The following is a 12,628-nucleotide window of genomic DNA, read 5'->3' on the forward strand; positions in this document are numbered from 1 at the left end:
GGCATGCACGTTAATTTGATCCGCTACGGTCTGCTCTGGATGGCAGCTTCAATCGGCATGATGCTTTTGGGGTTGGTGCTGACGCAGTTCGGGGTCGGCATGCCGGCCGGACTGGCAACGGTTCTGCCGCCTATGTTTGCCGCAGTTCTTGAAGGAATGCGCATCGCGCAGACAATCCGGGCACCGCTGGACGGAAAATCGGCCTGGGTCAATGCTGCGGCGATGACCGGCGTCGTTGCGCTGCTGACCATCGTTCAGCTGCCGCTCTACTGGAACAACCCGGTGATCGCTGAAGCGCGGGCGACCATTCCTGCCCTGTATCTCGCAGGACTTTTTGTGCTGCTGCTGGCAGTCATCCTGATGGTCAACCGTTTGTTTCTGGCGCATGGCATCAAACTGGGGCTGAAACGGCTGGAAGAATGATCCTGGGCGTGGGAACCGATCTGGCCAATATCGAGCGTATCCAGCGCACGCTGGACCGCTTCGGCGACAGGTTCCGCAACCGGGTTTTCACCGAAACCGAACAGAAGAAGGCCGAACGCCGCCGCGACGTGGCGGGCACCTATGCCAAACGCTGGGCCGCCAAGGAAGCCTGTTCCAAGGCGCTGGGCACCGGGCTGCGCATGGGAATCGCCTGGAGGGACATGGCGGTTACCAACTTGCGTACGGGTCAGCCGGTGATGCATGTGACAGGCTGGGCCGCTGAACGCCTTCGCGAAATGACCCCGCCGGCCCATGAAGCGGTGATCCATGTGACGTTGACGGATGACCACCCCTGGGCGCAGGCCTTTGTGGTGATTGAGGCGCGTCCCATGACCGCGAACCCGGAGGAATTGCCCGCCGGAACTTGACTTGGCCCCTTCAGGCCCGCATGTAGCCCCGGACCCTGTTTCCAAACCGGAGAGCCTGATGACGGCCAAAGCAAAGACCGGCAGTTCGATCATTGAGACGGTGAAAACCATCGTCTATGCGCTGCTGATCGCCGGTGTCTTCCGCACCCTCTTTTTTCAGCCATTTTGGATACCGTCAGGATCGATGAAGGAGACCCTGCTGATCGGGGATTTCCTGTTCGTGAACAAGATGGCCTATGGATATTCCTATGCTTCCTGCCCCAGCGTGCGCATCCCCGCCATTGGTTTGAACATAGACGCTAAAAACATCTGCGGTTTCCTGGACGGCGACAATACCCGCCTGATGGGCGGCGAGCCGGAGCGCGGCGATGTGGTGGTGTTCCGCCATCCAGTGAACAGCAATGACTTCATCAAGCGGCTGATCGGCCTGCCGGGCGACAAGATCCAGATGAAGAATGGCGTTCTTTTCATCAATGGCGAACCGGTAAAGCTGCAAGAGGCCGGTCAATTCGAGGAAGTGATGGGGCGCCAGGGGCCGCAGGGTTCCTTCCCGCGTTGTGAAAACGCACCGGTGGGCCAGGGGGCTGTCTGTAATAAGTCGCGCAAACTGGAAACCCTGCCCGGCGGAAATGAACATATTGTTCTCAACATCACCAATCAGGGCATGGATCACACTGGCGTTTTTCAAGTGCCGGAAGGCCACTACTTCTTTATGGGCGACAACAGGGATAATTCCTCAGACAGCCGTTTGCCGCAGTCTGCCGGCGGCGTGGGTTTCGTCCCGTTTGAAAACTTGATCGGACGTGCCGACCGGATCATGTTCTCTTCCGCCGGGCGCTCCATGCTCTATTTCTGGACCTGGCGGAGCGACCGTTTCTTCAAGGGGATCAAGTGAAACTGTCCAAGGAATTGCGCGCGTTTGAAGACCGGATCGGGCATCAGTTTGCCCGGCCTGAACTGTTGCAGCGCGCTGTGACACATGCGTCTGTGTCGTCGCCCAACCGCAAGGACAACCAGCGGCTGGAGTTTCTGGGTGACCGGGTTCTGGGGCTGGTGATGGCAACCGCTTTGCTGGAGCATGACAAGACCGCCACCGAGGGGCAGCTGGCGCCGCGCTTCAATGCGCTGGTGCGCAAGGAGGCCTGCGCTGATGTTGCCGCGGAAATCGACTTGGGTGCAGTTCTGAAACTGGGCCGGTCGGAAATGATGTCTGGCGGCCGGCGCAAGCAGGCGCTGCTGGGTGATGCGATGGAAGCGGTGATTGCCGCGGTCTACAAGGACGCAGGCTTTGAGGCCGCGGCTGAGATGATCCTGCGGCTGTGGGGCCGCCGTGTTCATCAGGTAGAAAGCGACGCACGCGACGCCAAGACTTCGCTGCAGGAATGGGCGCAGGCGCGCGGTCAGAACCCGCCGTCCTATGTCGAACTGTCCCGCAGCGGCCCGGATCACGCGCCGGTCTTCACCATCGCAGCGCGGCTGCAGGACGGGACCCAAGCACAGGCTACCGCTGGTTCCAAGCGGCAGGCCGAACAGGCCGCTGCAAAGGCGCTGCTGACGCGGCTCGGATAAGCTCTCAGGTCACGCGGGTATAGCCCGCGTGACCGGTTTTCTGGTGTTCAATCCCATGGCAGTGGATCGCCCGATCGCCCGGATTGTCAGCCACCAGCGCGATCCCGGCAACTCGTTTTTCAACAGCAGCATGGTATCGGCCACCAGCGGCGGAAACTTGCGCAGGTTTGAACGGATCGGGGTAACGGCCAGTCCGTGAAGGTGGACCGGATACAGGTCTGGCGGCCCATTCCTAAGCCGCAGAACATGGCTCTCACCGCGTACCACCAGGGCCATTAGCCCGGTGCCCTTGGCGGCCTCTCCGGCCCAGGTCAGAAGGTGGATTTTGCGGTGCCAATGCCCGCGGGCGGAGGCCAAACCGCCGATTTCCCGGCAGACCTTCCAGGCCTGCCATCCCGCGCCATGGCGCAGCTGCGATCCGATGGTGCGTCCCGGGCGCGGCATCTGAACAATTAGGCCACTGCTTGCCATTCCGGTTTCACGGCCGTGCCTATGCATCGCTATTTGATCTGCGGTGCGCGTGGAGACCCGCAGGTGCATCGGCTTGCCTTGCACACCGTAGAGAACCGGTGGCGGCGCGTCTGGCGGCAAACTCTCTAGCCCTTCGGGACGTTTCCGCGTCATGCAAAGCGGGCAGTCTGAATGGTGAGCTGTTGCGCGGCGGCGCATGCGGTGCCCCAGGAGGCAGCGCCCGTCACCCCTGGGATCGCAGCCGATCCCAGTCGAAAATCACGGCGTTTCGTTGGAAACCTCCCCAAGGCGCAATTGTCATGAACTGCCTGGCTCGCGGATCGGCTTGGCGCCGCGATTGTCACATGGGACCTGCCACAGGTCTTTGACATTGGGCAAGGTTATGTGAAGGTAGGCAAAGCCCCCTTGAAAACACCTCTGGCCCCTGTGGGTAAAATCCTGTAGGGGGTCTGCTCTGCAAACAGGACCTGTATTGATGACCACACGCGCCGGATTCGTTGCCCTGATCGGAGAGCCCAATGCGGGCAAATCGACTCTTCTGAACCGTATGGTCGGGGCGAAGGTCTCGATCGTGACCCATAAGGTTCAGACCACGCGCACACGGATCCGCGGCGTGGCAATGGAGGGCGAAGCGCAGATTGTCTTTGTCGACACCCCCGGCTTGTTCCGCCCGCGCCGCCGCCTGGACCGGGCAATGGTCGCGGCAGCCTGGGGCGGGGCGGCAGATGCCGACGTGGTGGTTCTGATGGTCGAGGCGCACCGGGGCATCACCGAAGGCGTGGAAACCATTCTGGAGGGGCTTGAGGAAATCGGCAGCGGCCGGAAAGTGGCACTTGCCATCAACAAAATCGACAGGGTGCCGGCAGAAAAACTGCTGGGCCTCGCCGAGGACCTGAACAGCCGCTACGGTTTTGCCGAAACTTTCATGATCTCTGCTGAACGCGGCCATGGAGTCGACGACCTGCGCCAGTGGCTGGCGGGCAAGCTGCCGGAAAGCCCCTGGCTTTACCCCGAGGATCAGATAGCCGACTTGCCGATGCGGATGATCGCAGCTGAAATGACCCGTGAAAAACTGACGTTGCGCCTGCACCAGGAACTGCCTTACCAGCTGACGGTCGAAACCGAGAATTGGGAAGAACGCAAAGATGGATCTGCCCGGGTGGATCAACTGATCTATGTGGTGCGCGACGGCCATAAGGGCATTGTACTGGGCAAGCGGGGCGAGACGATCAAAGCGGTCAGCCAAGCCGCCCGCGCCGAGCTGGAAGAATTCCTGGATCGCAAGGTGCATCTGTTCCTGCAAGTGAAGGTCCGCCCCAACTGGCTGGAAGAATCCGAGCGTTATTCCGAAATGGGCCTCGACTTCAAAGACGGCAACTGAAGCTGTCTATGCGTTTCACCTTTGTGAAAATACTCCTGCCGGAGGCTCCCGTGGTTGCAACCGGCGGCATCGCCGGAAACCGCGCAGCATGACCCGCCTTACTGCCGAATTCTGGGTGCAGGCCTATTTGGCCCGGCTGCGGCTGATGGACATTCCTGCCTTTGTTACGTCGCATGGTGATGACACAGCGGGTGCGGTGCTGGTCAAGCTCAACACGCTGGATGGTCAGGCGCGTGCCTTTCACCGGACTTATGATCTAATGAGCGGTGTGCGCAAATGGGATGAACTGGCTGCCGGCGCAGAGACTGAGGTCGACACTTCCATCCAGCGCCAGCGCGGGTTCGACCCGGACCTTTGGGTGATTGAGGTCGAAGACCGCGCCGGCCGCCATCTTCTGGACGAGCCGGGGCTGGAGTGATTCCGCCGCTTGCAGGTTCCGCTGCAATGCGCTCTGCTGCGGCGGTCTGGATGACTGGGAGGCCTGCTGTTGGAATGGCGTGATCATGGCATACTGCTTTCGATGCGCCGGCATGGCGAAAGCTCAGCCATCATCGATGTCTTCACCGAAGCGCATGGCCGCCACGCGGGAATGGTGCGCGGCGGTGCCAGCCGCAAGCTTGCTCCGGTACTGCAGCCCGGAGCCCAGCTGGATGTGGCCTGGCGGGCCCGGATGGAGGACCATCTTGGCAGCTATAATGCAGAACTTTTGCGCAGCCGGGCCGCAGTTGCGATGTCCGGGCGGCTGGCGCTGGCGGGGCTGAATACGGTGACAGCGCTGCTGTCCTTCTGCCTGCCTGAACGCGAACCGCATCCTGAACTCTATACCCGCAGTGAACAGTTGCTGGATCTCTTGGGCAATGAAGAGCTTTGGCCGCTTGCCTTCCTTCGCTGGGAGTTGGGGCTGCTGGAGGAAATGGGCTTTGGGCTTGATCTGACAGTCTGTGCGGTCACCGGGTCGCAGCGCAGGCTTGAATATGTTTCTCCCAAATCGGGCCGGGCTGTTTCACGTGAAGGCGCCGGGGAGTGGGCAGACCGGCTGCTGCCCTTGCCCCCGGTGATGCTGGGGAAAGGCGATGCCGGAGACGCGGAAATCCTGCAGGCGCTGCGCACCACCGGCCATTTTCTGGAGACCCATCTGGCGCCTTCGCTGGGCAACCGGCCGCTGCCCGAGGCGCGCGGGAGGCTGATGCATCTGCTCAGCCGCCGGCTGTGAACAGTATCTTGCGTTCCTGGTCGTTGCTGAGGATCAGCACGCCACCGGAAACTTAGGCCAGCGTCATATCCCGCAGGGCTTGCAGGAATGCGGTTTCGGCTGCAAGTTCAGGACAGGCGGCGCGCGTCAGGGCAAGCGTTTCTATGCTGAACCAAGGGTACGGCGCGGTCTGAACGCCCCGGAAGTTGTTGCAGGGCGCTTGCCCCGAGATTTTTCCAGGTTCCGGGGAGTTTAGCCTGGCGGTTGCGGGAAAGACCGCATTGTCGATACTGGAGATATGCCAGATTTCATCCGCTGCCCCATAAGCTGAAAGAGTTTCGTCGCCGGTGCAGGCACTGGCAAGCAGCAGCGAGAAGATCAAAACAGACTGCGGCACCGGGGCTCCATACAGCAATGATGCCTTGTGCACTGAAAAAGGGGCGCGGAGAACACAAGGCGGCCCGGAAACGGAACGTGACGTCTCCCGCCCGCCGTGGCGGCATTGTGAATGCCTTGCGCCGGTTGGGCATAGCGCCGCGCAATGCGCGGCGCAGGCCGGTCCGAGCAGGAATGCGCTGTTGCACCGTGCGCAGCACGGTGCCCGGCCCAACGCAGAAGATGCATTCCTTGAATGCGTCTGAAGAGGCGGGAGCCGCCGTCTAATTTGCCTGAATGATTTCGGCCACTCTTTGGCCGATCTCGTTGCTGGCCTTGACCGATGGGTGGATCATGTCCAGCGCATGATAAGACCGGTCGCCGAAGGGCACCATGTCCCTGAGCGACAGGAAGTGAATGCCCTTGTCCAGTTCCGCCAGCCGTTCGATGCGGGCTTCCAGCTCGTTACCCTCGTCGCGGCAGTGCTCAATCAGCGATCCGGTTCCGGGGCTGCGCAGATAGCCGACATATATGACCTTGGCACCGGTCGCACGCAATTCTGACAGCATTCCGGGAATCGCACCCGCGCGCCCGTCCTTAGAGACCAGTTTGTCCAGTTTGCGGTTGCAGGCAAAACAGCCGCAGCCGAGCCACAGGTCGTTGCCGCCGCCGTTCACAATCACCCAGTCCCACTTGCCGGGCTGGTACTGTCTGCGGATCTGCATGCCGGCCGCAGCGGAAACCGGCAGCTTGTAGATGATGCGCGCGGCAGAAACGGAGCGGTCGACCACCGGTTCCTGCAGTTCCCGGGCCACGGTGTCGGAGACGGATTTTCCGGCCAGGCTGTGCCAGGCCAGCAGCGAATCCCCCATTGCGAGAATGCGGGGGGAGTGCTCTGACGGAACGGCAGAAGCGCAGGCGGCAATCAGCAGGAACAGCGGGAACAGGAAAAGGCGCAAACGTGTCATGCTCTCTTATTAACCGCGAATCGTGAAGGTGCGAACAACCCAGATTGGAAACAGTCGTATTCCGGGAGAACATCGCAAACAGGCCGCATTCCGAGGGTAAATTCACGGAAATGGGAAAGCCCGGCGCAAGCGCCGGGCCAGAAAGCGTTCGTTCGCAGTTGGGCTGAAACAGGTTAAGCCAGCAGGCGGCGGGCGATGACCTGAGCCTGAATTTCCGCAGCCCCTTCAAAAATATTAAGGATCCGGGCGTCACAAAGAACGCGCGAGATCTTGTATTCCAGCGCAAAGCCATTGCCGCCGTGGATCTGCAGCCCGTTGTCCGCAGCAGCCCAAGCAACGCGCGCACCCAGCAGCTTGGCCATCCCGGCCTCCAGGTCGCAGCGGTGGCCGTGGTCTTTTTCCCATGCCGAGAAATAGGTCAGCTGGCGGGCGATCATAATCTCCACCGCCATCATCGCCAGCTTTCCCGAAACCCGCGGGAAGTTGATCAGCGATTTGCCGAACTGCTTTCTGTCCTGGGCGTATTGCATGGCGATATCCAGCGCCGACTGGGCCACGCCAATGGCACGGGCCGCAGTCTGGATACGGGCTGATTCAAAGGTCTCCATCAGCTGCTTGAAGCCCTTGTTCTCCTCGCCGCCCAAGAGGTTTTCCCCCTTTACGTGGAAGTTGTCGAAGCCCAGCTCGTATTCCTTCATGCCGCGGTAGCCGAGCACTTCGATCTCACCGCCGGTCATGCCTTCAGTCGGGAACGGGGCCTCATCGGTGCCGGGTGACTTTTCCGCCAGGAACATCGACAACCCGCGGTGGTCGGTTGTATCCGGATCGGTGCGCGCCAGCAGGGTCATCACATGGGTTCGGGCAGCGTGGGTGATCCAGGTCTTGTTGCCGGTCACTTTGTAGTCGCCGTTCTTGTCCTTCACCGCGCGGGTGCGCAATGAGCCGAGGTCGGAGCCGGTATTCGGCTCGGTGAAGACAGCAGTGGGCAGGATCTCGGCGCTGGCCAGTTTCGGCAGCCAATGGGCCTTTTGTTCGTCAGTGCCGCCGCAGAGGATCAACTCGGCCGCGATTTCTGAACGGGTGCCCAGCGAGCCAACACCGATATAGCCGCGCGACAGCTCTTCGGACACCACCACCATTGACGCTTTGGATAGGCCGAAACCGCCGTATTCCTCGGGGATAGTCAGGCCGAATACGCCCATCTCTGCCAGTTCTTCGATCACCGACAGCGGAATCAGCTCATCCTTCAGATGCCAGTCATGGGCGTGCGGTTCGACCTTTTCAACCGCATAGCGGCGGAACTGGTCGCGGATCATTTCCAGTTCTTCTTCCAGCCCGGAAGTGCCGAACATGGTGGCGCCAGCCTGCGCCTCCATCAGCTCTACCAGACGGGTGCGTGCGGCCTGGCTGTTGCCCTGCTCGCAGAGCGTCATAACTGCGGGCACCATCAGCCCGCGCTGGACGTTTTGGGAAAGGCCCAAATCCTGCAGGCGGATAATCTCGCTCTGGTTCATCTGGATGCCGCCATAGACCTGCGACAGGTATTCGCCAAAGCCGATTTGATGGATCAGTTGCTCCATCTCTCCGAACTTGCCTTCACCTTGCAGTTTCTCGGCCCATTTCTGCATCTGCCGCAGGCTGAAGACATAGGTTGCTAGCCATGACAGCCCGTGTGCAGCCACCTGGTTCTCCTCGACCAGCTGGCCGGAAACACGGCCCTCGTGGCTCACCATGTCCTTGACCGAGGCGCGGGCTGCCTCAAGCAACTGGTCCAGAGGTTCCAGGGATGCGGCGGTCAGCGCCAGCAGGTCGGGGATGAGTGTCGGTTTCATATGCAAGTCCTGTCCGTCGTGGGCCATGAATCAGATCCTTTTCCGGTCGCCCGGTGGTAAATCATTTTGCAGGTGCAGCGCAACAAAAATACTCACGGGTGCGGCATTTGGATCAAATCTTGCGTGCCTATTTTGCCAGTGCAGCACGCTGCGGATGTGGTAGGTCGGGAATATGACAGCATTGTTTTCTCTCATTTCCCCGGCAGAGCTGGCAGCAGCCTTTGGCATTGCACTGCTGGCGGGCACGGTCAAAGGCCTGATCGGTTTTGCCATGCCTATGATCTTCATCTCCGGTCTCAGCGTGTTTCTGCCGCCTGACCTGGCGTTGGCTGGATTGATTCTTCCGACACTGGTGGCCAACGGGATGCAGGCGCTGCGTCAAGGGCCGCGGGCCGCGATAGGCTCGATCCGGAAATTCCGGGTGTTTCTGCTGACGGGGCTGATGTGCATGCTGCTGAGCGCTCAGTCCGTGCGGCTGCTTCCGCAGCAGGCACTGCTGCTGGTAATCGGGGTGCCGGTCACGGGATTTGCCTTGCTCCAGCTGATGGGAAAGGCGTTTTCTATCCGTAAGCCAACCCGCTTCAGCGAAGCTGCCGTGGGCGGGATCGCCGGGTTTATTGGCGGAGTTTCCGGGGTTTGGGGGCCGCCGACGGTTGCCTACCTGATTGCGCTCGGCACTGAAAAGACCGAGCAAATCCGCGTTCAGGGAGTGATCTACGGCCTGGGTGCCGTGGCGTTGCTGGCGGCGCATATCGGCTCGGGTGTGATGCGGGCGGATACCGCACCGTTCTCGCTGGCGCTGATTGTGCCGGCCGTGGCAGGCATGTGGATGGGCGGGCAGCTGCATGACCGGATCGACCAAGTGCTGTTCCGCCGTGCAACGCTGGTGGTTCTGCTGGTTGCAGGGGTGAATCTGCTGCGCCGCGGCTTGCTGATGTGAACAGGGGCTGGAGGAAGGGACCATGCATCAAAGGCTGAGCGCGGAGCAGCTGGCAACAGGCTCGATCTTGATCGCGCTGGCGGTCATGGGGTTGAAGGCCGCCGCCTGGATGATGACCGGGTCGGTCGCGCTGCTGTCGGATGCACTGGAGTCGCTGGTGAACATCGGCGGCGCCGTAATGGCCTGGTTTGCCGTGCGCTACGCCCAGCGGCCGCCGGATGCGGGCCATCCCTATGGCCATCACAAGGCGGAGTATTTCTCTGCTGTGGCTGAAGGCACCATGATTGTCATCGCCGCTTTGGTGATCGTGCATGAAGCCGTAAATGCTTTGGGCCGCCCGGCCGCAGCCGATTGGGGCGCAGCGGGAATGGTGGTCAATGCTGTGGCAATGGGCGTGAACCTAGCTTGGGCGCGGGTGCTGTTGCAGGCCGGACGCCGGCTGCATTCACCGGCGCTGTCTGCGGGCGGGCGGCATCTGATGAGCGATGTCTGGACTTCGGCAGGGGTACTGGGCGGCCTGGTGCTGGCGCTGGCCACCGGCTGGGCGGTGCTTGATCCGCTGCTGGCAATCCTGGTTGCGATCAATATCCTGCGCGAAGGCTGGCTGGTGATTGCGGCATCGGTGAACGGCTTGATGGACACAGCTGCCCCGGAAGGCGAGCGCGCCCGGATCGAGGAGATTATCCACACCACCGCCAATGGGGCGATGCAGGTGCATGGGCTGAAGACCCGCCGCGCCGGCCGGGCCCTGTTTGTCGAGTTCCACATGGTGGTCGACGGCGCCATGTCTGTCCGCGCCGCTCACGACATCTGCGACCGGGTCGAGGCCGCGCTGACGGCCTCCATCCCCGACGCGCAGCCGGTGATTCACGTGGAGCCCGAGCATAAGCTGGAACCCGCCGGGATCAGGCCGCGCTGAAGCGATTGCATTTCCGCCCGGCCTCCCGTTTAACCGCCTTCAAACAGGCAAAGGAGCAGGCAAATGGCGATGGAGTGGAACAGGCTGCTGAATCCGGGGCGGCTGTGCCGTCCGGACTACCCCGAGGCTCCGGGCCGCGAGGCCTATTTGCAGGACTATGACCGCATCCTGTTCTCCGAACCCTTCCGCCGTCTGGCGCAGAAGACCCAGGTGCATCCGCTGTACAGCCACGACCATGTGCATCACCGGATGATCCACAGCATGGAGACCTGCAGTGTCGGCCGGTCGCTCGGCACCGGTGTCGGCCATGCTCTGCTGCAGGAGGGCCGCATCTCTCCTGATCAGGTTTTGCGCATTGCAGGCCATGTGCAGGCTGCCTGCCTGCTGCATGATATCGGCAACCCGCCCTTCGGGCACTCAGGCGAGGACAGCATCGGCGGCTGGTTTGCAGCGCAATTTCAATCCGTAAACGGGTTGGCTGCCCGTATCCCGGCGGACCAGCAGGCCGAGTTCGCCCATTTCGAAGGCAACGCCCAAGGGCTGCGGATCGCCGGGCGGCTGGAAATGGCACGGCGCGAGGGCGGCATGCGGCTTAGCTATGCAACACTGGGCGCCTTCCTGAAATACCCCTGCACCCGGCTGGTGCGTGATGCCGTCTGCGGTGACGGTCCGGCGCCCTATACAGGCCTCAAAAAATTCGGCGTCTTTGCCTCTGACACCGGACTGCTCGACGAAATCTGCGAGGCCACTGGCATGCTGCACGAAGGTGCAGGCTGGTACCGCCGGCATCCGCTTGCTTTCCTGGTCGAGGCGGCGGACGACATCTGTTACCGGATCATGGACATCGAAGATGCAGGCGCGGTCGGCGATCTGGACCGGTCCGACGTGGCAGCGGTACTGGAGGACATCACCGGCAAACGCAACCGTGAGGAAGACGCGGCCATGCCGTTGAATGACCGGATCGCCCTGCTGCGCGCACTATCAATCGGGGCTGCCAGCAGCGCCGCGGTGCAGGCGTTCATGGACAATTATGACGCTATCATGAGCGGCGAGTTCGACGGTGATCTGATCGGCGCCTCTGCCAAGGCAGACGCGTTCTCCGAACTGCAGCGTTTGTCGGTGGAGCGGATCTTTGCAGCGCGCCGCAAGACACAGCTGGAAGTGGCCGGCCGCCAGGTGCTGCATCGCCTTCTCGACCACTTTCACGGGCTTTATGCCGATCTCGCTGGCTGTGATTGGGATCAGGAACGGCTGGCCAAGAAACACCCTCACTGGAAGCAGCTGATCCGCGCCGTGGACCTGGATTTGCGCGGGGTGGAAGACCCGTACACGGCCATGCACTCGCTTGCAGACTTTGTCTCCGGCATGACTGATCGCTATGCGGTCAAGGTCCGGGACATGGTCACAGGCTCGCTTCAGGTCTGATCCGGTGCCCGTGCGCGCATGATCTTGTCGCGGGCTGAGCTGTCGCGGCCCGCCATCTGATCCGTGATCCGGTTCGCCCAAGCGTTGTTCTCGTCGGCCAGCGCCTTGATCTCACGCGCCAGAAACGCAAATCCCTGTCCTGCCTTTCCGGCCCGGGCGGCCTCGATGCCCGCATTGATGGCCAGGATCGAAAGTTTCTGCACCGACCGCAGGATATTCTCTGCCAGCTTGAGGATTTCGGCATTGTCCGCTTCGGTCTTCTGCAAGGTGTTCTCGAGTTCTTTGCGAAGGTTGACTTCGGCCGAGGCATCCACGACCAGCCCCTCAAGGTATACCATTTCGCCATTGTCATCATAGACTGCATTGCCGCGCTCGCGCACCCAGGCGGCTGTTCCGTCCGGGCGGCTCAGCCGGTAGGCGACGTCCCAGTTCTCCCGCGCTTCGATGGCGGCGTCCACATCGGCGAAGACGCGGTCGATGTCCTCGGCGTGTGTCAAGCCGACGTAGGATACCTTTGCATTTCCAAGGATGTCCGATTTGGGGCAGCCGCAAAGCTTTTCGATTTGCCCGGCCATGAATTTCATCGTGAAATTCTCGTCATTGGCACAGCGGTACACAAAGGCGCTGCCGGAACTGAAAATGCTGTTGAAAACCGTTAAAGCCTCTTTGTCCATTCTGACCTCTCCCCGGAAATGGCGCAAATTT

Annotated in this window: 16 protein-coding genes; 10 read left to right on the forward strand and 6 right to left on the reverse strand. The window is 61.4% G+C overall.

The annotated features are described in order from the left end of the window. Positions 1 to 3: 3 nt before the first annotated feature. Genes METH_RS00740 through rnc form a run of 4 tightly spaced genes read left to right on the forward strand, consistent with a single transcriptional unit; the run spans position 4 to position 2,420 of the window. A complete protein-coding gene (locus tag METH_RS00740) occupies positions 4 to 423 on the forward strand; it encodes an ABZJ_00895 family protein (protein ID WP_024088482.1) in 420 nt (139 codons plus the stop codon). Beyond that, positions 420 to 851 carry a holo-ACP synthase gene (acpS, locus tag METH_RS00745; protein ID WP_024088483.1) on the forward strand — a complete coding sequence of 144 codons (432 nt, stop codon included), beginning with the start codon at positions 420 to 422 and terminating at the stop codon, positions 849 to 851. The genes METH_RS00740 and acpS overlap by 4 nt, the downstream gene beginning before the upstream one ends. Positions 852 to 909: 58 nt before the next feature. After that, entirely contained in the window at positions 910 to 1,746 is an 837-nt protein-coding gene (gene lepB, locus METH_RS00750; protein WP_024088484.1) for a signal peptidase I, read from the forward strand. Continuing rightward, a complete protein-coding gene (gene rnc, locus METH_RS00755) occupies positions 1,743 to 2,420 on the forward strand; it encodes a ribonuclease III (protein WP_024088485.1) in 678 nt (225 codons plus the stop codon). Before lepB ends, rnc begins: the two co-directional genes overlap by 4 nt. A 9-nt stretch (positions 2,421 to 2,429) precedes the next feature. On the opposite strand, the gene METH_RS24625 is transcribed toward rnc, so the two are convergent. After that, positions 2,430 to 2,864: a cupredoxin domain-containing protein gene (locus METH_RS24625; RefSeq protein WP_044008294.1), complete on the reverse strand. Its 435-nt coding sequence runs from the start codon at positions 2,862 to 2,864 to the stop codon at positions 2,430 to 2,432. 502 nt (positions 2,865 to 3,366) lie between these two features. On the opposite strand from METH_RS24625, the gene era reads away from it, so the two are divergent. The 3 genes from era to recO all read left to right on the forward strand — a co-directional run bounded on the left by era (position 3,367) and on the right by recO (position 5,485). Further along, entirely contained in the window at positions 3,367 to 4,272 is a 906-nt protein-coding gene (era, locus tag METH_RS00765) for a GTPase Era (protein ID WP_024088487.1), read from the forward strand. Between the two features lie 88 nt (positions 4,273 to 4,360). After that, on the forward strand, positions 4,361 to 4,690 hold the full coding sequence (locus METH_RS00770) for a DUF1491 family protein (RefSeq protein WP_024088488.1): 330 nt from the start codon (positions 4,361 to 4,363) through the stop codon (positions 4,688 to 4,690). Between the two features lie 69 nt (positions 4,691 to 4,759). Next, positions 4,760 to 5,485: a DNA repair protein RecO gene (gene recO / locus METH_RS00775; RefSeq protein ID WP_024088489.1), complete on the forward strand. Its 726-nt coding sequence runs from the start codon at positions 4,760 to 4,762 to the stop codon at positions 5,483 to 5,485. 52 nt (positions 5,486 to 5,537) lie between these two features. Here the strand turns inward: recO and METH_RS00780 are convergent, their stop codons facing one another. The 4 genes from METH_RS00780 to METH_RS24260 form a co-directional block, all read right to left on the reverse strand. Continuing rightward, positions 5,538 to 5,861 (reverse strand): META domain-containing protein, encoded by a 324-nt coding sequence (locus METH_RS00780; protein WP_342667063.1) that lies wholly within the window; start codon positions 5,859 to 5,861, stop codon positions 5,538 to 5,540. A gap of 262 nt (positions 5,862 to 6,123) precedes the next feature. Continuing rightward, entirely contained in the window at positions 6,124 to 6,807 is a 684-nt protein-coding gene (locus tag METH_RS00785; protein WP_044008295.1) for a GDSL-type esterase/lipase family protein, read from the reverse strand. Positions 6,808 to 6,980: 173 nt separating this feature from the next. Beyond that, a complete protein-coding gene (locus tag METH_RS00790; RefSeq protein WP_024088491.1) occupies positions 6,981 to 8,666 on the reverse strand; it encodes an acyl-CoA dehydrogenase family protein in 1,686 nt (561 codons plus the stop codon). A 3-nt stretch (positions 8,667 to 8,669) separates the two neighbouring features. Continuing rightward, entirely contained in the window at positions 8,670 to 8,912 is a 243-nt protein-coding gene (locus METH_RS24260; RefSeq protein ID WP_169731228.1) for a hypothetical protein, read from the reverse strand. On the opposite strand from METH_RS24260, the gene METH_RS00795 reads away from it, so the two are divergent. From METH_RS00795 to dgt, 3 genes are all read left to right on the forward strand, one after another. Next, a complete protein-coding gene (locus METH_RS00795) occupies positions 8,812 to 9,579 on the forward strand; it encodes a sulfite exporter TauE/SafE family protein (RefSeq protein ID WP_024088492.1) in 768 nt (255 codons plus the stop codon). The two genes, METH_RS24260 and METH_RS00795, sit on opposite strands and share 101 nt — an antisense overlap. Before the next feature lie 22 nt (positions 9,580 to 9,601). Next, on the forward strand, positions 9,602 to 10,498 hold the full coding sequence (locus METH_RS00800) for a cation diffusion facilitator family transporter (protein WP_024088493.1): 897 nt from the start codon (positions 9,602 to 9,604) through the stop codon (positions 10,496 to 10,498). Positions 10,499 to 10,561: 63 nt separating this feature from the next. Next, positions 10,562 to 11,923, forward strand: coding sequence for a dGTP triphosphohydrolase (dgt, locus tag METH_RS00805; RefSeq protein ID WP_197538816.1), 1,362 nt, complete (start codon positions 10,562 to 10,564; stop codon positions 11,921 to 11,923). Here the strand turns inward: dgt and METH_RS25100 are convergent. Next, positions 11,914 to 12,597, reverse strand: a complete 684-nt coding sequence (locus tag METH_RS25100; protein WP_024088495.1) for a methyl-accepting chemotaxis protein — start codon at positions 12,595 to 12,597, stop codon at positions 11,914 to 11,916. The two genes, dgt and METH_RS25100, sit on opposite strands and share 10 nt — an antisense overlap. Positions 12,598 to 12,628 lie beyond the last annotated feature (31 nt).

Origin of the sequence: Leisingera methylohalidivorans DSM 14336, from assembly GCF_000511355.1 — a bacterium.
Taxonomy (GTDB): domain Bacteria; phylum Pseudomonadota; class Alphaproteobacteria; order Rhodobacterales; family Rhodobacteraceae; genus Leisingera; species Leisingera methylohalidivorans.